26 protein-coding genes, 2 pseudogenes and 1 riboswitch are annotated in these 25,681 nt (G+C 43.7%); of the genes and pseudogenes, 5 read left to right on the top strand and 23 right to left on the bottom strand.

Annotated features, from left to right (window positions below):
* The first annotated feature begins 168 nt into the window (after positions 1-168).
* From AAH944_RS06395 to AAH944_RS06385, 3 genes are read left to right on the top strand one after another with little or no spacing between them, the layout of a single operon-like run.
* Positions 169-852, top strand: coding sequence for a DUF421 domain-containing protein (locus AAH944_RS06395; protein WP_415537807.1), 684 nt, complete (start codon positions 169-171; stop codon positions 850-852).
* 39 nt (positions 853-891) lie between these two features.
* Positions 892-1,272, top strand: coding sequence for a DUF4363 family protein (locus tag AAH944_RS06390; protein ID WP_415537433.1), 381 nt, complete (start codon positions 892-894; stop codon positions 1,270-1,272).
* Positions 1,273-1,317: 45 nt separating this feature from the next.
* On the top strand, positions 1,318-2,133 hold the full coding sequence (locus AAH944_RS06385) for a YihY/virulence factor BrkB family protein (protein WP_415537431.1): 816 nt from the start codon (positions 1,318-1,320) through the stop codon (positions 2,131-2,133).
* On the opposite strand, the gene AAH944_RS06380 is transcribed toward AAH944_RS06385, so the two are convergent.
* The 7 genes from AAH944_RS06380 to AAH944_RS06350 all read right to left on the bottom strand — a co-directional run bounded on the left by AAH944_RS06380 (position 2,126) and on the right by AAH944_RS06350 (position 9,290).
* A complete protein-coding gene (locus AAH944_RS06380) occupies positions 2,126-3,379 on the bottom strand; it encodes a diaminopimelate decarboxylase family protein (protein ID WP_415537429.1) in 1,254 nt (417 codons plus the stop codon). The genes AAH944_RS06385 and AAH944_RS06380 overlap by 8 nt on opposite strands.
* Positions 3,380-3,484: 105 nt before the next feature.
* Positions 3,485-3,655, bottom strand: a riboswitch (Lysine riboswitch).
* A 76-nt stretch (positions 3,656-3,731) separates the two neighbouring features.
* Complete coding sequence (locus AAH944_RS06375) at positions 3,732-3,860, bottom strand: 3-oxoacyl-[acyl-carrier-protein] synthase III C-terminal domain-containing protein (protein WP_415537427.1); 129 nt, start codon at positions 3,858-3,860, stop codon at positions 3,732-3,734.
* A gap of 81 nt (positions 3,861-3,941) precedes the next feature.
* Positions 3,942-4,517, bottom strand: a complete 576-nt coding sequence (gene scpB, locus AAH944_RS06370; RefSeq protein ID WP_415537426.1) for an SMC-Scp complex subunit ScpB — start codon at positions 4,515-4,517, stop codon at positions 3,942-3,944.
* Positions 4,514-5,290 carry a segregation and condensation protein A gene (locus tag AAH944_RS06365; protein ID WP_415537424.1) on the bottom strand — a complete coding sequence of 259 codons (777 nt, stop codon included), beginning with the start codon at positions 5,288-5,290 and terminating at the stop codon, positions 4,514-4,516. Before AAH944_RS06365 ends, scpB begins: the two co-directional genes overlap by 4 nt.
* The gene (gene trpS / locus AAH944_RS06360) at positions 5,290-6,264 is read right to left on the bottom strand and encodes a tryptophan--tRNA ligase (protein WP_415537422.1); all 975 of its coding nucleotides are present in this window, start codon (positions 6,262-6,264) and stop codon (positions 5,290-5,292) included. Before trpS ends, AAH944_RS06365 begins: the two co-directional genes overlap by 1 nt.
* Positions 6,265-6,293: 29 nt before the next feature.
* Complete coding sequence (locus tag AAH944_RS06355; RefSeq protein ID WP_415537420.1) at positions 6,294-8,912, bottom strand: CBS domain-containing protein; 2,619 nt, start codon at positions 8,910-8,912, stop codon at positions 6,294-6,296.
* Positions 8,913-8,942: 30 nt separating this feature from the next.
* A complete protein-coding gene (locus tag AAH944_RS06350; RefSeq protein ID WP_415537418.1) occupies positions 8,943-9,290 on the bottom strand; it encodes a hypothetical protein in 348 nt (115 codons plus the stop codon).
* A 212-nt stretch (positions 9,291-9,502) separates the two neighbouring features.
* Here AAH944_RS06350 and AAH944_RS06345 point away from each other — a divergent pair, with 212 nt between their 5' ends.
* Complete coding sequence (locus tag AAH944_RS06345) at positions 9,503-10,783, top strand: SLC13 family permease (protein WP_415537416.1); 1,281 nt, start codon at positions 9,503-9,505, stop codon at positions 10,781-10,783.
* A 306-nt stretch (positions 10,784-11,089) separates the two neighbouring features.
* On the opposite strand, the gene AAH944_RS06340 is transcribed toward AAH944_RS06345, so the two are convergent.
* The 10 genes from AAH944_RS06340 to AAH944_RS06295 all read right to left on the bottom strand — a co-directional run bounded on the left by AAH944_RS06340 (position 11,090) and on the right by AAH944_RS06295 (position 20,046).
* Positions 11,090-11,530: a hypothetical protein gene (locus AAH944_RS06340; protein ID WP_415537414.1), complete on the bottom strand. Its 441-nt coding sequence runs from the start codon at positions 11,528-11,530 to the stop codon at positions 11,090-11,092.
* A gap of 78 nt (positions 11,531-11,608) precedes the next feature.
* Positions 11,609-12,373 carry a DUF4367 domain-containing protein gene (locus AAH944_RS06335; RefSeq protein ID WP_415537412.1) on the bottom strand — a complete coding sequence of 255 codons (765 nt, stop codon included), beginning with the start codon at positions 12,371-12,373 and terminating at the stop codon, positions 11,609-11,611.
* Between the two features lies 1 nt (position 12,374).
* The gene (locus tag AAH944_RS06330; protein ID WP_415537805.1) at positions 12,375-12,929 is read right to left on the bottom strand and encodes an RNA polymerase sigma factor; all 555 of its coding nucleotides are present in this window, start codon (positions 12,927-12,929) and stop codon (positions 12,375-12,377) included.
* A 1,060-nt stretch (positions 12,930-13,989) separates the two neighbouring features.
* A complete protein-coding gene (locus tag AAH944_RS06325; protein WP_415537410.1) occupies positions 13,990-14,283 on the bottom strand; it encodes a hypothetical protein in 294 nt (97 codons plus the stop codon).
* 131 nt (positions 14,284-14,414) lie between these two features.
* The gene (locus tag AAH944_RS06320) at positions 14,415-15,023 is read right to left on the bottom strand and encodes an ATP-binding cassette domain-containing protein (RefSeq protein WP_415537408.1); all 609 of its coding nucleotides are present in this window, start codon (positions 15,021-15,023) and stop codon (positions 14,415-14,417) included.
* A complete protein-coding gene (locus tag AAH944_RS06315; RefSeq protein ID WP_415537406.1) occupies positions 15,020-17,002 on the bottom strand; it encodes a DUF1430 domain-containing protein in 1,983 nt (660 codons plus the stop codon). Before AAH944_RS06315 ends, AAH944_RS06320 begins: the two co-directional genes overlap by 4 nt.
* 166 nt (positions 17,003-17,168) lie before the next feature.
* Entirely contained in the window at positions 17,169-17,549 is a 381-nt protein-coding gene (locus AAH944_RS06310) for a hypothetical protein (protein ID WP_415537404.1), read from the bottom strand.
* Positions 17,550-17,854: 305 nt separating this feature from the next.
* Positions 17,855-18,553 (bottom strand): LuxR C-terminal-related transcriptional regulator, encoded by a 699-nt coding sequence (locus tag AAH944_RS06305; protein ID WP_415537402.1) that lies wholly within the window; start codon positions 18,551-18,553, stop codon positions 17,855-17,857.
* A 336-nt stretch (positions 18,554-18,889) separates the two neighbouring features.
* Entirely contained in the window at positions 18,890-19,240 is a 351-nt protein-coding gene (locus AAH944_RS06300; RefSeq protein WP_415537803.1) for a transglutaminase-like domain-containing protein, read from the bottom strand.
* Positions 19,225-20,046: a hypothetical protein gene (locus AAH944_RS06295; protein ID WP_415537400.1), complete on the bottom strand. Its 822-nt coding sequence runs from the start codon at positions 20,044-20,046 to the stop codon at positions 19,225-19,227. The genes AAH944_RS06300 and AAH944_RS06295 overlap by 16 nt, the downstream gene beginning before the upstream one ends.
* Positions 20,047-20,337: 291 nt before the next feature.
* Here AAH944_RS06295 and AAH944_RS06290 point away from each other — a divergent pair, with 291 nt between their 5' ends.
* Positions 20,338-21,252, top strand: a complete 915-nt coding sequence (locus tag AAH944_RS06290; protein WP_415537399.1) for a DUF3102 domain-containing protein — start codon at positions 20,338-20,340, stop codon at positions 21,250-21,252.
* 198 nt (positions 21,253-21,450) lie between these two features.
* Here the strand turns inward: AAH944_RS06290 and AAH944_RS06285 are convergent.
* From AAH944_RS06285 to fixA, 6 genes and pseudogenes are all read right to left on the bottom strand, one after another.
* Positions 21,451-21,835, bottom strand: a pseudogene (locus AAH944_RS06285) (VanW family protein); the annotation flags it as partial.
* A 16-nt stretch (positions 21,836-21,851) separates the two neighbouring features.
* A complete protein-coding gene (locus AAH944_RS06280) occupies positions 21,852-22,721 on the bottom strand; it encodes an IS3 family transposase (protein ID WP_415537801.1) in 870 nt (289 codons plus the stop codon).
* Between the two features lie 11 nt (positions 22,722-22,732).
* Positions 22,733-23,026 carry a transposase gene (locus tag AAH944_RS06275; RefSeq protein ID WP_415534848.1) on the bottom strand — a complete coding sequence of 98 codons (294 nt, stop codon included), beginning with the start codon at positions 23,024-23,026 and terminating at the stop codon, positions 22,733-22,735.
* 71 nt (positions 23,027-23,097) lie between these two features.
* A pseudogene (locus AAH944_RS06270) lies at positions 23,098-23,388 on the bottom strand (VanW family protein); the annotation flags it as partial.
* Positions 23,389-23,704: 316 nt separating this feature from the next.
* Positions 23,705-24,649: an electron transfer flavoprotein subunit alpha/FixB family protein gene (locus tag AAH944_RS06265; protein ID WP_415537397.1), complete on the bottom strand. Its 945-nt coding sequence runs from the start codon at positions 24,647-24,649 to the stop codon at positions 23,705-23,707.
* 32 nt (positions 24,650-24,681) lie between these two features.
* Positions 24,682-25,455 carry a putative electron transfer flavoprotein FixA gene (gene fixA / locus AAH944_RS06260; RefSeq protein WP_415537395.1) on the bottom strand — a complete coding sequence of 258 codons (774 nt, stop codon included), beginning with the start codon at positions 25,453-25,455 and terminating at the stop codon, positions 24,682-24,684.
* Positions 25,456-25,681 lie beyond the last annotated feature (226 nt).

Below are 25,681 nucleotides of genomic sequence, written 5' to 3'. Positions count from 1 at the left end.
TTCATTGTATATCAAAACAAAGTTCTTGGGAAGATTTTAAACGCTCCATTTTCTTGATTTTTTTGGTAATCACATGGCATTTTCATCATAACTTTCAGAAAATCGAGAATAAATTGCCTGGACAAGGAAAAAATTAATAGAGATATGGACCGAAAGGAGCGCAAGCCATTGCTGATCGGTATTGTTCGAACGATTATCCTCTATTTGATTATTGTCCTCGTCTTAAGAGTCATGGGCAAAAGACAAATTGGTCAGCTCCAGCCTTTTGAGCTTGTTATTATTCTGATGATTTCCGAACTTGCCGTTATCCCGAGTCAGGATTCTGGTATTCCGCTGGTGGCGGGCTTATTTCCGGTCCTGATCCTGCTTCTGCTCGGTCTGGCCATTTCGGAGATCGCTTTAAAGAGTGAAAAAGCCCGCGGTATTATCTGCGGTACACCGACCATTCTGATCAATAAGGGGCAAATCCTTGAAGGAGAACTCAGAAAACTCCGCTACAACCTCAGTGATCTGCTTGAACAGCTCCGGTCGAAAAATCTGCCGAACATCGCCGATGTTGAATATGCGATTTTAGAAACCAACGGTCAGCTTAGTGTTATCCCCAAAATAGGCAAACGTCCGGTGAATACGCAGGATTTGAAGCTGCAGATAACAGCTGAAGGTCTGCCTTTAGCCTTGATCATGGACGGTAAGCTCCAGCAAAAGAATCTGGAGAAATCCGGTGTCAATATTCAATGGCTGAATAAGGAACTGACCAAAGCAAATGTTCCCGATATTAAGAAGGTGTTTTTTGCGAGCATCGACTCCCAGCGCAAGCTCTATATTCAGCAAAAAGCAGACCCAAACAAATAATCCCAAACAAATATTCTCTTTTGAAAAGGAGGAGACAGCATGCGTTCGACGCTCACCATTATCCTGGGTTTCGTGATTCTAATCGGATCGACCTTGTGGGTTGCCGACAGGATCGATTCTACTTCCGGCGCTGTGCTGGATAATCTGAATCAGGTCGAGCTTCTGATCGCCTCTGAGAAATGGGACGAAGCCTCCTTAAAGATACAGCAAACTTATGACCATTGGACCAAACTGCACGATTGGTGGTCCATTTTTCTCAATCACAGTATCCTGAACAATATAGAAATCTCCTACAAACGCCTTTCCCAATACGTTAAGTACAAAGAAAAAAGCCATTCCATGGCTGAATTGAATACCCTGACTTTCCTGTTGCAGGAGGTCCCAAAATCAGAAACGCTGAAGTTAAATAACATTTTGTAAAAGTTAAGCAGGATCAGGCTTGTTCAAAACTGCGGGGCTGACAATATGAACTGGCGTAGCTTTTTCCGGAAGTATGTCCGGATCATCTCCATCAATGAATTATTTGCGCTTAGCGGACAGGTTGCCTACTACATCATCCTGTCCTTTTTCCCGTTTGTTATTTTTCTTCTGACCCTGGTCGGTTTTCTGAACATCAGCAATGCTGAGTTTTTCAGCAGTTTTAAGTTCCTGCTGCCTGCAGAAACCGTCCAAATGGTTGAAACCATTGTCAATGAGGTCTTCGGCGTCCGCAGCAGCCCTGCTTTGCTTATCGTAAGCATGCTTGGGGCTCTGTGGGCATCTTTGAATGGTATCAACGCCTTGATGAGAGGAGCCGGCAAAGCCTACGGTCTTCAGGAAACCTGGTCGTTTTTTCGTTTGAAACTTTCGGCTTTGCTTTTTTTTGTTATCGTTGCGCTGGCTGTCGTCGGTTCATTCCTGGTATTAATCTTCGGCCAAAAACTGGCCAATATTTTTGTCTATCTTTTAGGGCCGGACAACATCTTTCCACTCATTTGGCAGAACCTTCGCCTGCTTATCCAGTTTATTTTTCTGATTATGATCTTCATCCTGCTGAATATCATCGCAACCCACAACAAATATCCGATCCGCAGTTACTTTGCCGGTTCGTTATTTTCCGCAGGCGGATGGATCATTATTTCGATGGTTTTTGCCTATTACGTGAATCATTTCAACAGCTATACCCTGGCCTACGGAAGCATTGCGGGCATCATCCTTCTTTTGTTGTGGCTGTACTGGAGCTGTGTTATACTGCTGCTCGGCAGCGCGTTGAATGCTGTATTCATTGACAGGACTAATTAAGCCCGGAAAAATCCAGCGTTGCAAAATAATCGTCAATGGTTTCGGCTCTTCTGATCATCTCAACCCGGCCGTCAGGTTTCAGAAGAAGTTCTTTGGATCTGAGCTTGCCGTTATAATTGAATCCCATGGCATGTCCATGTGCGCCCGTATCGTGAATCACCACAAGATCCCCGATATCTATTTTGGGCAAAATCCTGTCTACCGCAAATTTATCGTTGTTCTCACAAAGCCCTCCGGTCACATCATACTGATGGTCCGGTATCAACTGTTCTTTCCCGACAACCGTGATATGATGATAAGCGCCGTAAATCCCCGGACGCATCAGATCAGCCATGCTGGCATCAAGTCCGATATAGTTCTTATAGATTTCTTTTTTATGAAGCGTTCTGGCAACCACATAACCGTAAGGTCCTGTAATCATCCGCCCGCACTCCATGGCTACCTTCAACGGGTCCAGTCCGGACGGAATAAGCAGTTGTTCGTAAACCTGTTTGATCCGTTTCCCGACATATTCCAGATTTACAGGATCTTGACCCAGCCGGTACGGAATTCCGATCCCACCGCCAAGGTTAATGATTTCAATCCGGATACCGAGCTTTTCTTTCAGCTCCACCGCCAGTTCGAACATCATCCGGGCCGTCTCGACAAAAAACTCCGGATCAAGTTCATTGGAAATCACCATGGTATGAATACCGAATCTTTTGGCACCGAGACTTCTGACTTTGGCATACGCTTCAAAAAGCTGCTCTCTTGTCAGTCCGTATTTGGCATCTTCAGGTTTTCCGATAATCGTATTGCCCTCGCGCAGCGGACCGGGGTTATAGCGGAAAGAGATCATTTCAGGTATTCCGGCTTCTCTGTCCAGAAAATCGATATGGGTGATATCGTCCAGATTGATGATCGCTCCGAGGTCCCTGGCCTTGCAGAATTCGGCTGCCGGCGTATCATTGGAGGAGAATACGATGTTTTCCCCTTTCAACCCGGCCTTCTCGGCCAAAATAAGTTCTGGAAGAGAACTGCAGTCCGCGCCGGTGCCCTCTTCGGCTAAAATTTTTAAGATATACGGATTAGGCGTCGCCTTTACCGCAAAATATTCTTTAAAGCCTGGATTCCAGGCAAAGGCAGCCTGAAGCCTGCGTACGTTCTCCCGGATTGCTTTTTCATCATAAATATGAAAAGGCGTTCCATACTCCTGGGCAATTCTTTCAATTTCCTGACTGGAAAAAGGCAGTGATTTATTCGACATGGTCGCATCCTCCTCATTTCTCATACACTAAAAAGGTTTACGGACACTACCCGTAAACCTGAAAAATCCTATTTTACCGGCATATCAAACACCGGAATTTGAAAGGTTCCGAATAGCGCTTCATTCCGTTTCAGAATGACAGTTTTATACTCTTTCAGTATAAACCCAGCCGGACTCTTGGCCATCATCCGGCTTCGGCAGTGTTTCCTTTCTTTATTCGTCATCGACTGGCATCTCAGAATCATTACTCTTAAGCACTGCGCCTCTATCCCTAAATATTCAATTCGTTCAATTATTTTAGCATATACGACAAAAAAAGACAACTTTTCCGATCAGAATCATTGAGATTGTTTTACCACTCAACCAATATAGCACCTGAAGTAAGTCCTCCACCAAAGGCTACGAAAATAAGCAAGTCTCCTCTGCAGATTTTATTATTGCTGACAACTTCATCAAGTGCAATTGGAATAGTAGCCGACAATTTGGTTTATGATCTAAATCCTCAGAATTCGAGGGATTAAAAAATATCCCAAACATTAGCTTTGGGATATTTTCAAACTGATTAGACATTTTCTGACCGTTCTTCCTCAAAATACGTTGAAGCTTCCTCTTCCTCTTCTTCTGCCGTATGCTCCAGCGGCGGGAGATCCTGAATAGATTTCAGGCCAAAGTGGATAAGAAAATCTTCAGTTGTCCCGTAAAGGATCGGGCGTCCCGGACCATCCTTCCGTCCCAAGTCTTTGACCAGTCCTCTTTCAACCAGCGTGGCCAGCGCCCGGTCGGATTGGACGCCGCGGATAAAATCAATTTCGCCGCGGGTAATCGGCTGCTTGTAAGCAATAATCGACAGGACTTCCAGCGCTGCATTCGACAGCACCTGAGAAGGCTGTTTGTATAAGACCTCGATATAACCGGCAAGTTCAGGCTTTGTTCCAAGCCGGAAACCCTGTTCCAGCTCGATAATCACCAGACCACTCGCGGGATCTTCATATCTGTCCTTTAGAACCTGCAGAAATTCAGGCACATGATCGACCGGTATCTCCAGTATCTCTGCAATCTTCGTCATGCTCAGCGGTTCCTTAGCCACAAAAAGCAAAGCTTCCAGGGCAGCAATCTCCGTATCCTGAAACAGCATCATCCCAATTCCTCATTTCGAAAGTCCCAAGCTTTTTCGGTTGGAACCAAAAATATTTCATTGGCCTCCTTGCTTTGCTCCGCCCTGACTTTTCCTTCTTTGAGCAGCTCAAGCAAGGCAATAAAGGCTACTACAATTTCTACTCTCGACCCGTATCTTAGAAGCTGACTGAACTTCAACCCTCTGGGATGCAGGATCATTCTGCGCATGATGTCGCTCGTCATCATCTCCACAGGGATTTCCTCGATCTGCACATACTGGATATCCTCACCTTTTTCAACCCGCTCCAGAACAGCTTGAAATGCCTTGAACAAATCCTCCATGACAATGCCCTGCAAAGGGTTCGGCGGCGGGATCCTGGAAAGGATCTCTTCCAGATCGATTTCCCGAAAATATCTGCTGCCCAGCGTTTCGTCCCTCGAGCTCAAAAACGAGGCAATACTTTTAAAAGCCCTGTAGGTGACAAGCCTTTCCACAAGGTCTTGTTTCATCTCTTCTTCCAGCAACAGCTCCTCTTCGGTCTTTTGCGGTTTTGGCAGCAGCTGCCGTGATTTCAGATACAACAAATGGGCCGCCAGCACCAGAAATTCCGAAGTCACTTCCATATCCAGCGCTTCTAATTTGCGGACAGTAGCGATGAATTGATCGGCAATAAGCGCGATAGGAATATCATAAATATCAACTTTATGCTCCTGGATCAGATGAAGGAGTAAATCCAGAGGGCCTTGAAAATTGGGAATTTTAATATAAGGTTTATGTTTTAGCGCATCATCCATCAGATTCCCAGCGCTGACCGGACTTCCGCCATGGTTGCCGCAGCGGTGATTCCGGCTTTTTCGGCGCCCTCCTGCAGTACTTTTTCAACCTTGCCGTCTTCATCCCAGAATAATCTTCTTTCCCGGTAGGGGGCAAGCACTTTATCGATGTTCTCGGCCAGATACTTCTTACAGGCGACGCAGCCGATCTTGCCGGCGCAGCATTCTTCTTCGACCCGGTTCACATCCGGCGTATAAATATGATGAAACTTGGAAACCACACAGACTTCCGGATGTCCCGGGTCGTCCTTGCGGAGGCGCTCGGGATCCGTGATCATCTGTCTGACCCTGATATTGATTTCTTCCGTTGAGGCTGTAAGCGAGATCGCGTTGTTATAGCTTTTGCTCATTTTTCGGCCGTCAACACCCGGCAGCAGCGGCACTTTGCCGATAAGGGCCTGCGGTTCGGGAAAAACGTTCCCATACAGGTAATTAAAGCGGCGTCCGACTTCCCGGCAAAGTTCGATATGCGGAATCTGATCTTCTCCTACCGGGACGGCTTTGGCCTTGTAGACGAGAATATCCGCCGCCTGCAGTAAAGGATAACCGAGAAAACCATACGTATGCAGGTCTTTGCCTTCATTCCCGAGCTGCTGGAGCTGATCCTTATACGTCGGCACTCTTTCCAGCCACGAAATCGGCGTGAACATGGAGAACAAAAGGTGAAGTTCCGCATGTTCCTTGACCTGGGATTGAATGAACACCGCGCTCTTTTCGGGATCAATGCCGATACTCAGCCAGTCCAGGGCCATTTCTCGGATGAAAGCCTTAAGGTCAAGCTTATCTTCATAACCAGTGGTCAGCGCATGCCAGTCGACAATGCCAAAATAGCATTCATATTCATCCTGGAGCGCAGCCCAGTTCTGCAGAACGCTTAAATGTCCTATATGCAGCGAACCTGTCGGCCGCATACCGCTAAAAATTCTGTTTCTCAAAGTCATTTCTCCCTTCAGGATTTTACAATTCATAAAAATCTATGATCTATTGGTTTATTATCTACGCAATCAGCTCTGTCATTTTTTTCGAGCAGGATTTGGAGATACCTTTTTTCTTCATCCGGAGTCCGAATTTTTCCTTCGAGCCAGGCCAGCCGAATCTGTTTCAGGATGCTGCCGATTTCCGGTCCTTCCCTGACGCCTAATTGCCGCAGATCTTTTCCGGTTGTTTTCATCTGGATTCCATCGCGCAGCAAACGGTATTTTTTCAGAGAATCCGTATAGGCATCATCACTGCCAAGAATATTAAACAACAATAACGGAACTCCTGCAAGTAATTCATCAACGTTTTTCAGATCGGTAAGATCTTCCAGTTTTAAGGCTTGCTTCAGCCGCAGATATTCCAGCGTAATCTTTTTGAGCGATTTATGTAAGGCCAGTCTGTCCAAAACAGCGGAAATCTCTGTACTGTCCAGATTTTTCAGGCTGATGAGCCATCGTTCGGTCAACGACCTTTGCTCACCGACGGACTCCGCCTCCTCAAAGTTCCAGGCATAATCCGCTTTAAACCAGGCTTTGAAAACACCGGTCCGTATTAATTCGCGGCCCATGTACTGAAATTTGGCTTCCTTATAGATCAGGATCAGTTCTTCCGTAAAGCGGTCCGCGCTGATTTTGGCAAAAACATCTTCTTTTAAGGCGATCGGTATCGCATCCGCCGTCACCTTGGCAAGCTTGAACGCATACCGAACTGCAAACTTTATGGCTCTGAGCATCCGGGTAGGATCGTCAATAAAGCTGAGGTTATGCAAGAAACGAATTTCCTTTTGCTGCAGGTCACGAAAACCGCCATAATAATCAATGATATCGCCAAAACTGTCTTCGTTCAAACATAAAGCCATGGCATTAATGGTGAAATCTCTCCGGAGCAAATCCTCTCTGAGGGTTGACTCCTCCACAACCGGCAAAGCTCCGGGAAAATCATAATCCTCCCGGCGGGTTGAAGCAATGTCCAAATGCGTGCCGTTGCTAAACATCAGACTCGCTGTGCCAAAGGAGTGATGCAAGACCAATTTATCGCAAGCCAGTTTCTTACTTAGGATCTTGCCCAGTTCAATCCCGTTGCCTTCGACAACAATATCCAGATCATGGTTCGGCATATTCATCAGTAAATCTCTGACAAAACCGCCAACCAGATAGACCTGGTTCCCCATTTCCGAAGCGGCTTCCCGAATTGCCGCCAGATCATCCTGAATGTACTGGGGAAGCTCTGCAATATGCCGCAGGATTTCTTCCCGTCTGGCTATGCTTCTGTCTCTGGCAAGCTCATTTAAGGTCGGTACGACGCTGCCATAAATGAGCCGCATCACATCGGATCTCGACACAATACCGGTAAGGATCTCGTTTTCCACCACCGGGATTCTGCCGATATCATGTAAAACCATCAGCTTCTGGACTTCTTCCCAACTTAAATCCGGCTGGACCGTAATCACGTCCCGGGTCATAAATCCCTTAACCGGAGCGTGCTGCAGCCCGTGTTTCAGGGCCTTGTCCACGTCCCTGCGCGAGATGATCCCGACAAGTTTTTCAGCCTGGACAACAGGCAGGCCGGTATGCCCGTACTTTAGAAGCATCTTGCCTACCTCTTCGATCGAGGTATCCGGGAAAACCGTTTTAACAGGATAACTCATAATGTCGCGTATCGTCGTTGGTTTCTCTGCCCTCAGCTTGATTTCTTCTCGTAACAGCCTGAGGATGCTGTCGATATTGCCATTTTTGATTACGGCTGAAGCGGCTTTTTCATGACCTCCGCCACCAAAAGCCTGAACAATTTCATTGAGCGGCAGGCTGCTGCCTCCTCTTGCTCTTCCGACAAGATAGACCCTGTCTTCCATCTTCACGACGAGGAAAAAGATCTCCGCATTCTCAAATTCACCGATCCGGTGAGCAAGCAAAGCCAGCCCTGAAAAATATTCCTTGCTTTCGGCATAGGAGATAAAAACCGGCATTTCGTTATATTTTTCGATCATGCCGTTATCCAGTAACTGCTGGAATAAGTCCTTTTGCTCCGAGGTAAGCGGTCTCTGCAGATACTCCGCCATGACGGCAAGCTCGGCCCCTTCTTCCAAAAGATAGGCGGCTGCCAGCAGATCCCTCGGTGTTGTGTTGGCAAAAAGCAGGCTCCCGGTGTCATCATAAATCCCCAGAGCCATTAACGTCGCATCAAAACTGGTCAGGTTAATGCCTCTTTGCTGAATCTGTTCCACCAGAATCGTTGTACAGGCCCCAACCATTTCAACCGTCCGGTCCCGGCCATCCGGTTCAAGGACAGGATGATGGTCAATGATCTCAATCGGGATGGTCCGAAGCCGGTCCATAAGATTTTTATTGCCGATGGACCGTTCGATTTCCTGTGTATCCACGAGAATGATCTTTTCTACCTTGTCCACGTCAATATCTTTGAAGCGGTAGTAGGGCAACTGTTCTTTGGCCAGCGATAAAAACTCCTGTACATAAGAACCGTATTTGCCGTCGATCACCAATACGGCTTCCGGACATAGCTTTTGCGCTGCGGCCATCGCTGCAAGCGCATCAAAATCGAGAAATTGATGTGACAGGATAATGATCATCGCTGATTCTCCATCCATACCCTTTTCGCCGATAAATCCCGAACGTCTTTACTGCTCAGCAGCCTTATTTATCTCACCCATTACCGCGTCAATCTCATTCTGCGTCATTCCTTCTTTTTTCAGCCGATGATCAATCGCATCGACCCAAAATCCGCATTTGGCAGCCATTTTTTTGAAGGCTTTCCCATTCACTTTGCTTCTCTGGGCACGAGATTCGGCGTTTCCCTGAACGATACTGCAGATATACCTGGCTTTCAAGCAGGCAGCCTGGTCCATCTCGTTATACGTTTTGTTCAGCTGTTCAATCACACTGGTATAATAGGTCTTGAATTCTTCGAAAGCAATCTCTGTCTCCATTTGAAGGTATTCCTTCAATTTGGCCATTTTTTCGTCCATTGTACCCTCCTGTATCTCCTCTTCAATCGGAGCGATCTTTTTGATTGGAATTCCTCCATATATTATATCAGTTTATTATATAAGAAAATAAAGAATTTGGAAAATATAAATATTTGTCCTGCTCGCCTCATACTTGTTGATTAATTTGCCAAGAATGTCATAATGTATGAGGAAAAAGTTTACTGTCCAAAGACGAAGGAGGCCTCTCAACTATGGAATTCACACCTGCCATGACACTGTCTGTCATCATCTTTGCGGCTGCCTATCTGCTCATCGTGACTGAAAAGATTGACAGAGTGATCATCGCGCTCGGCGGCGGTGTCCTGATGGCGCTTACGGGGCTTTTAGACCAGGAGAATCCTTACGAAGCCATCGACTTTAACACCCTTGCCCTGCTGATCAGCATGATGGTGATCGTCATGATTACCCAGCGCACCGGTGTGTTCGAATTTCTGGCCATTAAAGTTGTCAAGCTGGCCAAGGGAGAACCCTGGAAAGTGTTGGTGTACCTTTCCTTCATCACAGCGGTCGCTTCAGCCTTCCTGGACAATGTAACCACAATCCTGTTGATTCTCCCGATCACGCTGGATGTCACAAAAGACCTTAAGATAAAGCCCATCCCGTTCGTCATCAGCCAGATCTTTGCCTCGAACATCGGCGGCACGGCGACCCTGATTGGCGACCCGCCAAATATCATGATCGGGACAAAGGCGGGCTTAAGCTTTATGGATTTTGTTATTAATGTTGCACCAATCATTGTTCCTATCCTGCTCGTCACGATTGGAGCATTTCTGCTGGTCTATAAAAAATATCTCCATACAAAAGAAGAGAACAAAAAAAAGGTCCTGCTGTTCAACGAATACGAAGCACTCAAGGATAAGAAGCTCCTTACTAAATGCCTCATCGTACTGAGCCTGACCATCCTGGGCTTTATCCTGCATGGCGTTTTAAATTATCCGTCTTCGGTCGTAGCCATGACCGGGGCAGTCCTTCTTCTGCTGATTTCCAAAGTCAAACCGGAGAAAGTATTGAAAGAAGTCGAGTGGAAAACGATCTTCTTCTTTGCCGGTCTTTTTATGCTGGTGGGCGGTCTGGAACGGGCCGGAGTTTTGGAAGTGCTCGCAAAAAGCATCGTTCAGCAAACCAACGGTGACATGTTTTTACTCGGAATGGCCGTTCTCTGGGTTTCCGCGATCGCTTCGGCCTTTGTTGACAACATCCCGTTTACCGCGACCATGATCCCGCTGATTCAGGAAGTCGGCGTGCTGACCGGAATGGATATTACACCGTTATGGTGGGCGCTCTCACTGGGGGCCTGTCTGGGCGGAAACGGCACCATTATCGGGGCAAGTGCCAATGTTGTGGCTTCCGGCATGGCCGAGGAAGCAGGATATAAAATAACCTTCGGCCAGTACTTTAAAGTCTGCTTCCCCATAATGCTGATCACCGTCGCCATCAGTACGGTTTACCTTGTTCTGCGCTATTTGATTTAGCCCAGAACGCCATGCAAGAATTCTTTCCCTGCATGGCGTTGACCCCACCGGTACCTTTTTTATAAATCATTGAAATTCTCATCGGCTTAATAGAACCAAATAAATACGTCTCTTCCTTGTCTACACAAATACCTTTATCATCAGTGTTATAGGAGTCCACCCTTTCGTATTTATTTTTAACTGAGAATGTTAATTGGTTCATAAGGATCGGTAGAAAAGAGGAAGATATGTTGGTCTTTTCCACTGATTTCTGATTTGAATATTTAATATCGAAGCAAAATATTGGGGGTAATTAGCATTTCCATATTAATATGTTGCCGTAGGAGAATACGCCGTAGCAGTTTCCAGCAAATTTCCAGAAGAATTATAAACTTTAGCTGTAGCAGATACCCGATAGGTTCCGCTGACAACATAATAGTTTTGTAATATTGTCGTGCCAGACATCCCAACTCCCGATGACGTCCAGGTTTTAATTGCACTCCAGCTACTGCCGGTAAATTTCTGCAATTGTACCGTTAAATCTACACGATTGGTACCGGAGTAAAGAGTAGCTTTACCCAAACAAGCCGCTTTCCCTGATGAATCAATCTCAAGACCTACATTTAGTTGTAAAATGTAAGTAAATAAAGGGCTTACCGTTCCTGATCCTTGTGTACTTACGCTTTTTCCATCAATAGCGGCATAAGCCGGAACTGCAGAAAAAATAGCCATAAGTACAATTAGACTCATACAGATTATTTTTTTCATAAATAAAAAACCTCCTTTGTAATATCTTCCATTTACGAAAGACAACAAAGAAGGTTTTTTGCAACAAATTTTTACAATTTAATTAATATATTTTACTTCCTCAGCAATCTTTTGCGCAGTATCCTGATCCGTCGATGCATTCACCGTAAATATATGGCCTTCCATTTGCCATACTATTGTAACCGTGGAGTTTTTCACCGTAAGCGTCCCTTTGTGGCCGTTTATACTGATTTCTTTAAAGACGGATGCATTTTCCGTGTCCACTTGGGCTATGCTGCCTTCAGTTAACTCCGAATAAACAATAAACATATCCTGTTGATTTTTAAATATAATTTCTTTGTACATTTCACTATTGGAAGAGTTAGTGACTTTGTATCCTTCCGGTATATATGTCGGAATATAGGCATTGGTCCAGTTGACAACCGGTCCGCCGTTGCCCGATACATTGCCAGTTTCATTTACCTGATAAGATGTATATTTCGGCTGAATATCCATGAAAAAGTTCAATACTTTGACTCTAATCGCTTGTACGCTGGCTACGGTGGTAAACAATAGAATAATAACAATCAGCATAGCTACCGCAGACCTATTCAAGATCCTGAAAGTTTTTTGCCTTAACGCATAAGCCTTCTTCTTTTTCAAGATATTATCCAATTGAGCTCTGAACTTTTGAACAGCTTCCTCCGATGGAACAAATGCGGGATCATTTTTCAGCTTTTCTCTTTCTTCCAGTAAAGCTTTTCCTTCTTTTTCCGCAGTCTCGTACATAACCAGCCTGAACAAACTGTCTTCATATTCCTCATAAAGTTTCTTCTGCATTGATTGTGAGTGCTTATTCACCATGTTATACCACCTCCTTTTTGATCAGTTTTTGGGCTTTTCTCCTTGCCCTGGTTAAATACTGCCGGACACTGCCCGGTTTAATTCCCAAAATTTCTGCGAGTTCTTCATTATTCATTTCTAAGATATATTTGAAATATAACAGATCTTTTTCTTTTTCGGGAAGTCTTAAAATGGTTTCGTTCATCTCCGATGCCTCTTCCTGACTAATGATCATGCCCTCCACACCGCCTTTAAGGTCGATAACCGTTTCGGCAAGGTCTGCGTCCTCCCCATAATACATATGCTTTTTTTCCACATCGCGATGTTTAATAAAATTGATTGCCACGCTCCTGGAAGTATAGACAATATAAGCAGCTGTTTTGCAACTTTCAAATGTACGCAGTAAGGGAATTTTACCGATAAGTTTGAGAAAAGTATCATCAATCAGGTCTTCCACAATATTCGTATCATGGGTGATATTATAAACGGTCTTCCGTACGAGGCCATAATAGTTTCGATATAAGTCCACCATATAATCCTTATCGTCATCATTTGTCAATGCTGTCATTATCATCATTATTATCAAAACACACTCCTTTGATAACAATAATAACATATTCTGGGTATCAGAAGACAAAGATAAGGAAAGAAATAAAATATATAAAAGACAATCATGAAGTATTTTTGCAGCATTTTTAATCGTTTTTTGATTTTGTGAATAAAGTAAATTATTACCATATTTTAAGGTTATCTGTATTGGTTAAGCTTACTTAAGGCAGCGGAAAGTTCCGCTGCCTTAGTCTTATACTAATAAGTTGTAGGCGGCAAATGGTAATAACTGTATTTGGCATTGTAGACTTGGTCAAAAAGACTTGAAACAGAAGTATAACCAATCCCGTATGCAGCCGTACCTGTTATGTGTGGAGTAAGAGTGAGTAGGCTACACTTAACTGGACAGTTTTCTTAAGGTCTTGTAAATTAAGATCAAAAGTAAAGAAGCGAATACAATGACCAAAAGAAAACGCAGATCCTTTTCCGGTGAATTCAAGAATCAAATGGTTCAGTTATATTTGAACGGCAAGCCAAGAGCCGAAATATCGAAGGAATATGACATATAATAAAATATTGTTGAACTTTAAGCAAGGTTTACAATTCCAGCATATTTATCTCTCGTTTCACTGTCAATATAGCCATTAAGTTGAGTTGTAACTAACGAATTATTTGATGCATTGTACAATTGAATTTTCAATTCTGGTTGGAACTAAGAGAACAGTCTGGCCGGATAAATTCCGGCTCTTAACAAGGGATACTCTGGGGTAGACTTGACCATGGGACCCCACGACGAATGCTTCAATGGCTCGTGGGATGTGGCTCAAATGATGTATTCCTTCTAGGTTAGCCCCATCCCATGCTTAAGGGTAGCATCAGTCGCCCCCATATCAAGTCTTGCTTTGGGGTCAAGATAATAACCAGAGACTCGTACCAAGCAGAATAAAATTTGCGAAGAATTATTGACAGTACCCATTGGTAGAACTGTAAAAGCCAAAATTTGTTGTAGTCATTTTACAAATATGGTCTTATATAATGTAAAAAAGATGACTCCTGAATTCAGAAATCATCTAATGATTGACTGATTGTTACTTTCCGCCTGTTAATTCAGTTGTCGTTGGTTCAATCCCCACAATCGGAATATTTATCCTGTTCCCATTGATATCTTCGTATACGACTGCAGCAATGTTTTCTTCAGACATATCTACACTAACCCCCGGCACTACTAAAAAGACTCCAGGTTCATACGTTTTATTTTTCTTTTCTGCGAGAGATTTCCGGAAAGATTCTGTCTGTTTATACCCAACATCCAATGAATAATCTATTCCGGCTTCTTCATCCTTAGTAACAATATTGTAGACTTTGCTGCTTGTTCCAAGCATTGCTACGATTGCCCTTTCGGCAGCATTGCTTTATACTATTTTTATCTTTTCAAAATTTACACTTCGTTTCCTTATGTTTAATAAACTAAGTTAACATAGTAAGCATATATATTACCTGTTCAAATCGAAATTTACAGTTCGATAACCCTTCGCGCCTTATCTTTAATTTTTTGATCATGGGTCACGATAATGACGGTTTTACCTTCGGTATTCAGAGAAAATAGAATATCCATAATGATTTGAGCGTTTTTGGCGTCCAGCGAGCCTGTTGGTTCGTCAGCTAAAATAATGTCACATTTTTTAAGAAATAGACGAGCCAACGCTACGCGCTGCTGCTCTCCGCCGGACAGGGTATACACCTTGCTATGCAGCTTACTTTCCAGCCCGACTCTTTCCAGCACTTCTTCAATCGTATAATTCATGCGGCTGTCCCGCCTGATCAACTCAAGGTTCTGTTTCACTGTTTTACTTTCGATCAGCGCAAAATTTTGAAATAGGAAACCGACAACAGAGCGAAAATACGCCAGTTTTTGCTTATTTGTCGTGTACTCGGTTCCGTTAATTCTTAAACTTCCGGCGTCAACCGGCTCGATTAAGCCAATCATGTTCAATAATGTGGTCTTTCCCGTTCCGCTGGCACCGGAAAAGCATACGAATTCCTGATCCTTAATCAGAAAACTATAATCTTGAAACAGAGTCAAACCATCAAATTTTTTGGTGATATTAATTCCTTCAATCATAATACCCTTCCTTTTAGAATGGCAGGTACATTGGCTTTTTCCACTGTACTTGCCTTCTTAGCAATAAATATTAACTCAACCGCCAGCAAAATGAGCCCTCCCCAGATGAAATCGGCACCTTCGGCAATCCCTAAAAGCTCTCTAAATAAAAACGCCAGGATGATGCTCACCAGAAAAACGACTAACGTGATAAGTATCAACCTCTTATTTCTGGCAAAGAGTGAGTATCCAAGTACTTTTTTCAGCGCCAGTTCCATTGCGTTGAACTGATACTCCAGTTTGATAATAAAACTGATCAGCGCGATTTCCAGAGCCAGCAAGAAGATCGATAAAATAACGACTAATTTCACATTGCGTAAGATAATCGCCCAATTGTGTTCATAGATATCCAGGGCATTGGATTTGACCCTGATTTGATCAGACAGCTGATACTCCGCGATGAACTGATTGAAGTCCTGTTCGGGGATATTGTACATCGTATCATAGGCATAGTACATATCGTTACCTGCCTGATATTCATCAATTTTTTGAAGCGTATTATTGAAAATTATGATCGGGTTCGCCATTGGTCGGCTTACGTACTTGTTCGGCTGATTATGAATGCCCACAAAACTCATGTCGCCGTCATATACTTTGGTTTTAACGCTTGAAAGAATTTTTTCTCCAAAAAAAGCAGTGATCATTTCTTTCGCAATAAAACATTCCTGAGAATCCTCCGATATGCCGGACGGGATCAGGATATAATAATCGTCGTCGGCGCTTTTGACCGTCGCTGTCAAGGCATTGCTTACTCTTGATATTTCTTCAAAGGCGTTTCTATTGATTAAGATAACAGGGTACGGGCTGCTGAAATTAGCTGTCAAATCGTTGTATTGCAAGGAATATTTTTGAAACCGTTTATAGAATTCTTGATTCATCATGCTTTCATCTGATATTGTTTTACCTAAGTGATTATTCACCCTGTAATTCAATTGATAGTAACTATAATCCTTATGTTCGGAGAAAAAATCATGCTGCTTATACATCAGATACCCTTGAGCTAGGATGGAGAAATTGCTGGACAAGACAATGAGGGTGAGTATGGTGGTTATGGTTTTCAGGATATAGTTGGCTGTAAGCAGTCCGCCGCCGGAGCGTCTGACGGCGATATCTTTTTTAAAGTTAACGCGCAAAATTGCCGCATTGATCAGGGTATTTACAATTATTAACACCAGAAAGGACAGGGCAAGGGCTTTAATTTTAAAAAGTACATTGGAATTGGATAATAGGCTTAATATGAACGGCAAGCTAAGGAAGGCACTGACCAGGATACCGATATCAGCCAAAGCATTTTTGCCAAAAACAGTTCGGACATCCTCCCCAAGGGTTATCCGCACCGTGATCTCCTTCTTCAGACTGATGATTTCATAAATCGTCAGCAGCAAGATCAAGCCAAAAACGATAGACCAAACCGCCGATAGATTCAGCCAAGTCTCTTTATCGGAACTGAACAATTTAGGGAGTCCGCCTCCGTATTTACCTACCAAGCTCGCTTTAAATAAGCGCATGGCTTTCAGTTGGGATTGATCGCCGATGTAATAACAGTCTTTGAACTTTTCCATCGTCTTAATCTTACTGAAATCCGCATATCTAACTTGTGTTTCTCCCATAAAAAGGCTGTTATGCTTTCCTTCAAGAATACCTTTGATTTGTAATGTTTTCAAAGCGTTGGGCGTGCCGAATACCGTGATCTCTTTTGCGTAGGCCGAGATAATCGTACTGTCCACAAAGAAGAAATCGACATCATACTCCTTTCCTGCATCGAGAAAATCCTGGATGACTTCTTTTTCCCCGATAGCAGCTTCTCGATTCACAAAATCAAATCCCGACTGGTAATAGGATTCTTGAAAGCCGTCCAGATAAAGAATGAACAATTCCCCATTAAAAATAAAGCCTATAGTGATTAACAAGTATATGACGATCACTTTTATTTTCTTCATAATACAGAAAACCCTTCTCTATTAGTTGTGGCAAATACGGGGCTAAAGAATGCCTCCATATCGTCATATCGTAACCAAACCTTTAAACTCACTTATATTATATCGAAAGTACATGAGCTTTCAATCTGATTGAATTGAAAGCTCATGTATTATTCAAATATTAAGCTTATTGTGCAATACTATAATAATTCACTGTGGTTCCGGAATGTTGTACTTCAAGATTCGAGTCTTCTCTTGCAACTACCATGGGTCCATTATGAGTCCCACTTCCGTTTTTAATTCTAGCGCAATGTATGCTTCCATCACTATAAGCATACGCAACATCTTCATTAATCAAGAAAGTATTAAATCCATAATCCAGTCTTTCCGTAGATCCTAAATAGGACTTTGTTGCATAATCCGTCCAAGGAGTAATGAAATAACTTGCTCCCGATCTACTCGCATTTACAAGAGTCGATTCTGCAAATGATGCGACAGGAAGCGCAAGGGATAAGCACAGAGATAAAGCAAGCAATACGGTTAATTTTTTTCTACTTTTTGTTTTCATGTGAACACCAATCCTTTCATCCTCTTTTTATAGTATCTGATGAGAGATCCTTTTAACGTAGACGGAGATCTTATATGGGCCATAGCCTGTCCACCTCCCTTTGTGACATAAACCTTTGGGAAGTAACATTAATCTCATAATTTCAGAGTTAATTTCTAAACAGGTCTTTTTTTCACTTTAATTGGCTTGCATTTTGATTTGAGATTAATGTTATTACAATTTACATTTTGTAATAATTTCCACATAATGTAAACCGTATTTACTACAGGTTATCCTAAAAAAACTCAATTTCAGATTGCCGAATATTACATTATTCCACGCCTTATTTCTTTATAATTCAACACTGCTTCCAATCGGGATTTTGCTCCAAGCTTTTCCAAAATGTTGCTGACATGATACTCCACTGTACGTTTCGAAATTCCCAAACTTGCGGCAATTTCCTTATTTCTTAAACCTTTTGCAATTAGAATGAGGATTTCAGATTCCCTCTCTGTTAGAACTTCTTGCGAATTATTCACATTTAAGGAAGCATTATGAAACAGAAATGGATCGGAATCATTCATTCTACTCCGTAAATGTGCAGGAATTGGCTTCAAATAAACCGAAAGGTTTTGGGATAAATACACCTCTCCCTTAATCGCTTTTCTGATGGCTGTAACTATTTCATTTTTTGTACAGTCTTTTAAGAGAAATCCTGCTAACCCTTGAACAAAAGATACTTCTATAAATTCTTCTGGGCTTTGCCCAGTAAGGATAATAATCTTTGTGTCAGGAAATTCTTTATTAATCCAGTCCATTATGTCGACACTGCAAACATCTGATAAATTGATATCCAACAACACAACATCCGGATAAGCTTTTTTTACTATTTCAAGACAATCCGCTGTATTTAGGGCGATACCCACAAATTCAATATCTGATTCCTGCAATAATAACGAGGCCATCCCTTCTGCAAAAAGTGTCTGCCTATCTGCGATCAATACCTCAATTTTTGAACGTTTCACTATTGTATCCTCCTAAAGAACAGTAAAAAAACTCAAAGAATAATAGTATTAGAATTGTGTTTTTTATTCACTTTATTTAATAGACAATCTAAGGCAACTTTTGCAACACTTTCTGTAGTCATTTTACAAATATGGTCTTTTATAATGTAAAAAAGATGACTCCTGAATTCAGAGATCATCTAATGATTGACTGATTGTTACTTTCCGGCCTGTTAATTCAGTTGTCGTTGGTGTAATGCCTACAGTTACTCAACATCCTTTTATTCCGGTCAGTATGACCGGTTGCCTTCCGGCGAGAACGGGGTTTGAGGCAGCGCTCACACACTTCACACGTAGTTACCACTCCCCTTGCACTTCCGCATCCCGATGGTCAACACTGAAATCCGGTTTGTCAAAATAATTGTATATAGTCCCGAAAGTAGCGTCAACATTAACCCACCTGTCCTCTTCCGGAATATAAACTTGATTCCAGGCATGATCGCCCCAGCTTGATCCGCTGTATCCCAGACCGGTAACCAGGCGGACCTTCAGGTCGACCGCCCGGCACATGGAGACATAGAGACACGCATAGTCGAAACAGACACCTCTGCGGGTATTGAATGCCATGACCGAACCCGAATCCATTCCGCTTAAATCTTTACTGAGCTGAGCCGCTTTCCGCTCATCATAGGTTAGGTTCCGGGTGATCCATTCGTAGATGAAATAGGCTTTTTGACGGCTGTTCTGTAAGCGTCGCCTGCCACCTGGCGTGCGGCGGCATCGATTTGCGGATCTGATTGAACGGCTTCATCCAGGGTTACCCCATTAAAATAGGTGATTACCCACCCCTTACTCTTCGTCGGATCGGAAACCGCATTTTGCCTGAAATAGTCATTGACCAGCACCGGTATCTTTTGTGCAAGATTGGAGTTCAGGACGGGAGAAACGGCATTTTTGTAGATAAACTGATAACCGCTCGAATCATTCATCATTCGGGTCAAAGGCTGGGAAGGAAAATAATAGGCATAGAAATTCAGCAGCAGTGCGGAAATAAAGACCATTACGGCAGTCCGGGGCAGCTGGACCAAAGCGCCGATTATACGTCTCAGCCCGCTTCCGGCAAGAATTAACAGCTTATACAAACCATTAGCCAGAGGGCTTAATACAGCATTGTAAACCGGACGGGTAATGAACCCGATCAGACCGCTGAGCAGCGAAGCGATCAGCGGGACGGCGACCATGTATATCAGTACATCCTTACCGGCCAGCAGTCCCCGGATCTGGTCGGGAATCCCATGATAGATCCGGGCAAATATGCCGTAATTATGCTGAAAGAAAATCCCTCTGGTCAGATAGATCGCAAGAAAAAGCGCCAATATAAACGCTAAGCCATCGCCCAATGACCGTAAGGATAATTGGATTTTTTCACGGGAAAATTCCGCAAAAGCCCCTATGAGTATGGGCAGCGCAAATATTGCAATCAAAATCAGCGTCAGAAAGTCTGCGTTAAACATGAAATACTCCTTCAACATTGCTTAGAAATTCTAAATTTCGACAAAATATCTCGCTTTCCTGCCTGGTTTATGGTTATTATTCCCACAGGCTGCATCATGTAGTCTTTTAAAAATCAGCCAAATTAACGGTGGCCGCAAGACCGCCGTTAATTTTTTACTTCAATAACCGAAGAATTTGTAGGCGCATACAAATTCTTTAAATTCAGAAATTTTGCCGTATGGAAGATTCACGTCAAAAGGCTTGGCAACATATCATGCTGGGAAAGGGAATAACCGGGGAGGACGTTAATCATGAAGACAAATCATATCACAGATGTAAGCGTAAGAACACCGGACATTATCGCTGGTGAAATAGTGGCAATCAAAGAGCAAACAAAAAAAATCCTGCTCGTCAGCGCCGTGGAAATAGGATATCGCCTCATGGAGGCCAAGGAAAAGATCCCTTATGGCGAATTTGTCGCATGGTTGGAGAATGCCGTGGAGTATTCAGAGAGCACGGCCTATAAACTCATGCGCATAGCTGAAGCGTACGGGCCCGATCTGTCCGGCACCGTCGACTCAGGCGCCACCGCCCCCGGCGTCAGCGAGAAAATAGAGCCGTTTGCTAAGCTGGGCTATACCCAGGCGTTCCTCCTCCTGGGGCTCCCGGCAGAGGAACGGGAGGAATTCATTACCCAATTTGATCTTGAGAACATGGCCATCCGCGAACTGCAGCAGGCGGTCAATGACAGGAAACAGGCCCTCGCTGAGAAAGAAGCGCTGCAGAAAGACCGTGACGCCCAAAAGAGCGCCATCTCCCAATTATCCAATGAGCTTGGCCAGGCGAAAAAAGAAGCCACGGATAACCTGCAAGCCGTATGGGCCGAGCAGGGAAATGTTTTGAAGCTGCAGCGGAAGCTTGACGTACTTGAAAATGAAAATGCAGCAGCCAAGCGCATCGCCGAAATAGAACTTGAAAGCAAGATCTTAAAGCTCAACCTGTCCATGACCCAGGCAGACGCCCGCTTCGTTCTGATAACCAAAGGATTCGACGATCTGTTTATCGCTATGAGCGAAATGGCCGCAGCGGACCCGAATGCTTTTAAGCTTTATTTAATTCATACCAACCAGTTTATATCAAAAATGTCGAAGAAGTTAAGGCGAATTGAGAAAGCTATTCCCGCAGCCCCTGAAGTTCCGGCAACTCCTGAAACTCCCGCCCCATGAGCGCTCTTAAAAAGCTGTCGGTCGGTGGACTTTTGTCCCACGATTGGCAGCTTTATTTCTTAAAATAAACAGCTCAGTTTTCGGAAATAACAAACTGAGTACTATTCAAAATATTGCCAAAGGCAAGATCCTCATTCCAAAATATTTGTTGAGTGAACTCGACTGGTTAGAACAAAGAGAAGATAAACAATAAAAAAATTAAACAATCTTCACATGTTCTACCAACATAGGTTCGTACATCATAATTGCATGATTTTCCGTGACAAAATCATCACCTATTTGATTATCATCAAGATCAAACACCTTACGTCTAATAATGTTGTGGCGCATGTAACCCCCCCCACCATTCCTGTGTGATCAAATGGTCACTTTCGTAAACCTCATATTTGGGGGTCAATGGTTGTTCACATCGCCATTCGCCTTCTAAATCCGATTCCCCTACCCTTATTAGAAGCTGATACCTGTATTGGGTATCGTTCTTTATTTGGAGATCTATATAATTGTAAACGATTGTGGCCCCACTTCCGAATGGTTGAGTTCGATTGGCGTCCGGGAATATGTCGTGTGTGTGACGCCATCGTTCCGTGCGCTATATTGGCTCATGCGGACACTTTAAATGGTTGTATTCTTGATAATTCATAGAATAGTGGCGATTTATAACCCAATGCTGAATGAAGCCTTCGGCAATTGTAGTAAATATTAATCCATTGCTTAAGTCCAATCTGAGCTTGCTCAATACTCTGAAAGTATCGCTTGTAAACAAATTCTGTCTTCAAGGTTTGAAAGAATGATTCCATTGGAGCATTGTCATAAGGATTCCCTTTACGGCTCATACTGCCGAGAATTTTGTGCTTATCCAGTAACTCCCGGAATGCCTTGCTAGTATACTGACTGCCACGATCTGAATGATGAATAAGTCCTGGAGCAGGCCGCTCCTTGGCAATTGCCAAGGAAAGAGCCCGACAAACCAATTTGGCATTTGGCTTCGTTCCAAGTGCCCAACCTACTATTTTTCTACGGCACAAATCCATGACAGCTGCGAGATAAGACCATTTTCCGTTTGTTCTGATGTAGGTAATGTCGGCTAGCCAAACTTTATTAATCTCTGTAACTTTAAACTCTTGGCCCAGCAGATTGGGAAATGCCTGTTCATTGGGATCAGCCTTCGTGGTTTGCGGCTTGTACTTGCTCTTGATCTTCGCTTTAATGCCATTCTGATGCATAATCCTTTGAACTTTGCTCCGGCCGCACTTGACGTTATGTTCCTTGTTCAGAGATTCATAAACGCGCTTGACACCGTAGTTATGATCATTATCCCGTTCAATCTTTCTGATCTTGGCAAGGACCACGGCGTCTTTATCCTGGTGACTCGGACAGCCGGAAGCCACCCACTGATAATATCCGCTTCGGGAAACTTCTATGACTTGGCATAACTTCTTAACAGCATATTTGAAGCGGTATTTATAAATAAAGGCGTATTTTACTTGCTGTTCTTTGCGAAGTATGCCGTGGCTTTTTTTAGGATCTCGACCTCTTCTTCAAGTTCTTTAATACGTCTTTGGGCTTTCTTTAACTCAGCGTCTTCAGGTTTGAGGTTCCCTGATCCAGGGAAGGCATTTTCAGGATCTGTTTTGAATTGTTCAGCCCATTTATATATGGTATTAACATGCAATCCCAGTTCTTCTGCTAGGCTTGTAGCTGTTCTTCTTCCTTCAAGATAGACCTGGGTAATTTCTCTCTTGAATTCCGGATCAAAATTCTTTCTTGTACTCATTTTCTGACACCTCTCTGGCTTTATTATACTAGCCATTTGCGGTGTCCACAAAATCCATTACGGGGCACCGCAACCCGCAATGGCGTATGTAAGGTCATCCAATAAATAAGATTTGAGAGTTGACACAGGCCTCCTCCTACTCCGGGAACGAACGAACCGTTATGTAGGACCATTCCTTCGGTAAAACCTTTTTTCTTTGTCGGTTTACCAATTAAACGCCAAAGGGAAAGTGTCTCTCCTGGTTTGAGAATTAGGCCATTTATCTTTGCCGTAGCCAACTTCAAATTGGTTACTTTGTTTTCCTGCAACCACATATCAACATTTCGGAGGTGCCGATACAATGGGGTGCTATGTTCTGCCACTTTGAAGTAATTTGAACCATCCTCTGAAGACTTTGTGAGTACCTTCTCCTTTGGCTTTGAACCCAACAAAGGCTTTTTTAAATCTAAAAATCGTACGGAATTTCAGTACTGAAAGAATGGCTATTCCAGGTAAGAAAAAGAGAGCCCAATTTGTTTGCACATTGGGCCCTCTATAGGAAATCTATGTATGAGTGAATGATCGGAGCCGATATGAACCGAGAGGTTCACGTATGGATCTGAGAGAGCCTCGAGGTGAATCTCCCCTTGGCTACTCGACTGGAAGGCCGGCCATTCAAATAATGGATGGCCTCCTATCCTATTTTTTATTCAAAGCTTGGGTAAGTTCCGGAACAATTTCATACAAATCTCCGGCAATACCATAGTCGCTGTAACGGAATATAGGGGCTCGAGGGTCCTTGTTGATGCATACAATGACCCGGGACTCGTTCACGCCGACCATATGCTGGGTTTGACCGGAAATACCCACAGCAATGTATAGTTCCGGCTTAAGCTGAATCCCGGAGACCCCGATGTACGGCTCACCTTCCGCAAAGGGCGGATTTCCTTCGGTAACAGGACGTGAATAGCCAACCTCACCGCCGAGCGCATCGGCGAGCCCTCTGGCCAGCCCGAGGTCTTCCTTGGTGGTAAAACCTCTTCCAGCCCCAACAACAATCTTCGCCGCGCCAATATTGGAGGCATTTGATTTTTTAGGTTTACTCTCCAGCTTGGTTATTTGGGTCACAGGCTCAACGAATTCAACGTGTTCCAGTTGGTCGCTGCGGGAAGTGTCGGCTACAGCCTTAGTAAAAACTCCCGAACGGACTGTTGTAATAAGCGTACCCCCCAACGGTTGTTCAACACGTATGACGGCTCCGCCCAGAATTATATGCCGAACCTGAAATGATCCGTCTACCACTTTTATTTCCTTAGCGTTTACTATTGCTGCCATATCGAGAGCAGCTGCCACACGGCCGGCAACGGCCTTTCCTCTTGTGGTCGCCGCAACCAGAAAAGCCGCTGGTTTTTCGGTCATGATAAGTTTATTGAGGGTTGGCACAAAATCGTCGATGATTCTATTGCCTATCTGACCGAGCCAGTATACTTTATCTGCTCCCATAGAAGCTGCCGACATGGCCTCAGATTCTGAACCGATGATTATGGCAGCTATGCTCCCCCCGCTTGTCCCAACGAGCTCGTTGGCCCCGCCCAACATTTCAGGCAGCAATGTTGCGTTGTCCGAAAATATAAAGATATTCATTTTATTCTCTCCTTCGGAGTATTGTCACGTTCCTACAGAAGCCCTTCCGCCTCGATATTACGGATCAGTTCGGCGACCGTTTCCTGGATAGTGCCGTTTATGATTATACCTTTACGGTCCACATTTTCCGGTGCCGACGCACTTATGACATCGATACGGGCAGCCTGACCGGCATCAATGCCGGCGTCACTTAAGCTCCAAACTTTAACAGATTTTTTACCCGCTGAAAGGATCGCCTTCATACCGGGCATAGACGGCGTGTTAATACTGGAGGTAACTGTGAGCACAGCCGGGAGCCGGACTTCCAGAACCTCGATTTCATCTTCCAGCAACCGCTCAACTCTTACCCGGTCCCCCATAGGCTCAATAGCGTCAATCGAATTGAGATTGGCCCAGGCGAGTCTCTCGCCAACCTGTAAGCCGGTTTGCTGGAAATAATAATCCGCCGAACCATCGCCAAAGAGCACCAGATCGGCTTCTAGCTTTTTGATCATCTCAGCCAACACCTTGCTTATTACAGCAGTATCGGCATCCCCCAAAATAGAATCGGTTACCAGATGAAGTTCCTCAGGTCCGCGGGATAACAGATCCTTTCTCAATTGTGTAGCCTCGATACGGGAAGAACCGACTGAAAGCGCGAGCAGTCTGCTACCGGTAGTGTTAGCCAGCTGAACTCCAGCTTCTATAGCTTGAAGGTCATAATCGCTGATTTGCCATTCAGCCTTATCGAGACTGTATGAGCCGTCCGGCCGGATTTCTATGTCCTGGGTATTGGGAACAAATTTGCAACAGACAATAATATTCATGTTTTTCCTCCTTTCCTCTTTATAGAATTTATAATCGGATTTTAACAGAGGAGAATAATCGGGAAATCAACAACGAATCAACAACGTTATTTGATAAACATACTTCTATTAATATCGCCTGAGATTTTATTGATTTATCAACAACATATTTTGGCATTAAACAAAAAGAAAATAACATCTTTTGATATATTTGTTGATTATACGTTGCTTATGTAGTTATTCCTCA

The organism is Dehalobacter sp. CP, from assembly GCF_047652685.1.
Taxonomy (GTDB): Bacteria; Bacillota; Desulfitobacteriia; order Desulfitobacteriales; family Syntrophobotulaceae; genus Dehalobacter.
The sequence above is the reverse complement of the archived record's forward strand: the minus strand, read 5'-3'. Positions and strand labels throughout refer to the sequence as shown.

Bases quoted from the DNA above. Each gene is read 5' to 3' on its own strand.
- AAH944_RS06295 (WP_415537400.1), bottom strand. From the start codon at position 20,046: ATGTTTAACGCAGACTTTCTGACGCTGATTTTGATTGCAATATTTGCG.
- AAH944_RS06365 (WP_415537424.1), bottom strand. From the start codon at position 5,290: ATGGATGATGCGCTAAAACATAAACCTTATATTAAAATTCCCAATTTT.
- AAH944_RS06290 (WP_415537399.1), top strand. From the start codon at position 20,338: ATGAAGACAAATCATATCACAGATGTAAGCGTAAGAACACCGGACATT.
- AAH944_RS06340 (WP_415537414.1), bottom strand. From the start codon at position 11,530: ATGAAAAAAATAATCTGTATGAGTCTAATTGTACTTATGGCTATTTTT.
- AAH944_RS06315 (WP_415537406.1), bottom strand. From the start codon at position 17,002: ATGAAGAAAATAAAAGTGATCGTCATATACTTGTTAATCACTATAGGC.
- AAH944_RS06390 (WP_415537433.1), top strand. From the start codon at position 892: ATGCGTTCGACGCTCACCATTATCCTGGGTTTCGTGATTCTAATCGGA.
- AAH944_RS06275 (WP_415534848.1), bottom strand. From the start codon at position 23,026: ATGAGTACAAGAAAGAATTTTGATCCGGAATTCAAGAGAGAAATTACC.
- AAH944_RS06330 (WP_415537805.1), bottom strand. From the start codon at position 12,929: ATGATGATAATGACAGCATTGACAAATGATGACGATAAGGATTATATG.
- scpB (WP_415537426.1), bottom strand. From the start codon at position 4,517: ATGATGCTGTTTCAGGATACGGAGATTGCTGCCCTGGAAGCTTTGCTT.
- AAH944_RS06320 (WP_415537408.1), bottom strand. From the start codon at position 15,023: ATGATTGAAGGAATTAATATCACCAAAAAATTTGATGGTTTGACTCTG.
- fixA (WP_415537395.1), bottom strand. From the start codon at position 25,455: ATGAATATTATTGTCTGTTGCAAATTTGTTCCCAATACCCAGGACATA.
- AAH944_RS06350 (WP_415537418.1), bottom strand. From the start codon at position 9,290: ATGGACGAAAAAATGGCCAAATTGAAGGAATACCTTCAAATGGAGACA.
- AAH944_RS06380 (WP_415537429.1), bottom strand. From the start codon at position 3,379: ATGTCGAATAAATCACTGCCTTTTTCCAGTCAGGAAATTGAAAGAATT.
- AAH944_RS06355 (WP_415537420.1), bottom strand. From the start codon at position 8,912: ATGGATGGAGAATCAGCGATGATCATTATCCTGTCACATCAATTTCTC.
- AAH944_RS06345 (WP_415537416.1), top strand. From the start codon at position 9,503: ATGGAATTCACACCTGCCATGACACTGTCTGTCATCATCTTTGCGGCT.
- AAH944_RS06335 (WP_415537412.1), bottom strand. From the start codon at position 12,373: ATGGTGAATAAGCACTCACAATCAATGCAGAAGAAACTTTATGAGGAA.
- AAH944_RS06310 (WP_415537404.1), bottom strand. From the start codon at position 17,549: ATGAAAACAAAAAGTAGAAAAAAATTAACCGTATTGCTTGCTTTATCT.
- AAH944_RS06385 (WP_415537431.1), top strand. From the start codon at position 1,318: ATGAACTGGCGTAGCTTTTTCCGGAAGTATGTCCGGATCATCTCCATC.
- AAH944_RS06325 (WP_415537410.1), bottom strand. From the start codon at position 14,283: ATGCTTGGAACAAGCAGCAAAGTCTACAATATTGTTACTAAGGATGAA.
- AAH944_RS06265 (WP_415537397.1), bottom strand. From the start codon at position 24,649: ATGAATATCTTTATATTTTCGGACAACGCAACATTGCTGCCTGAAATG.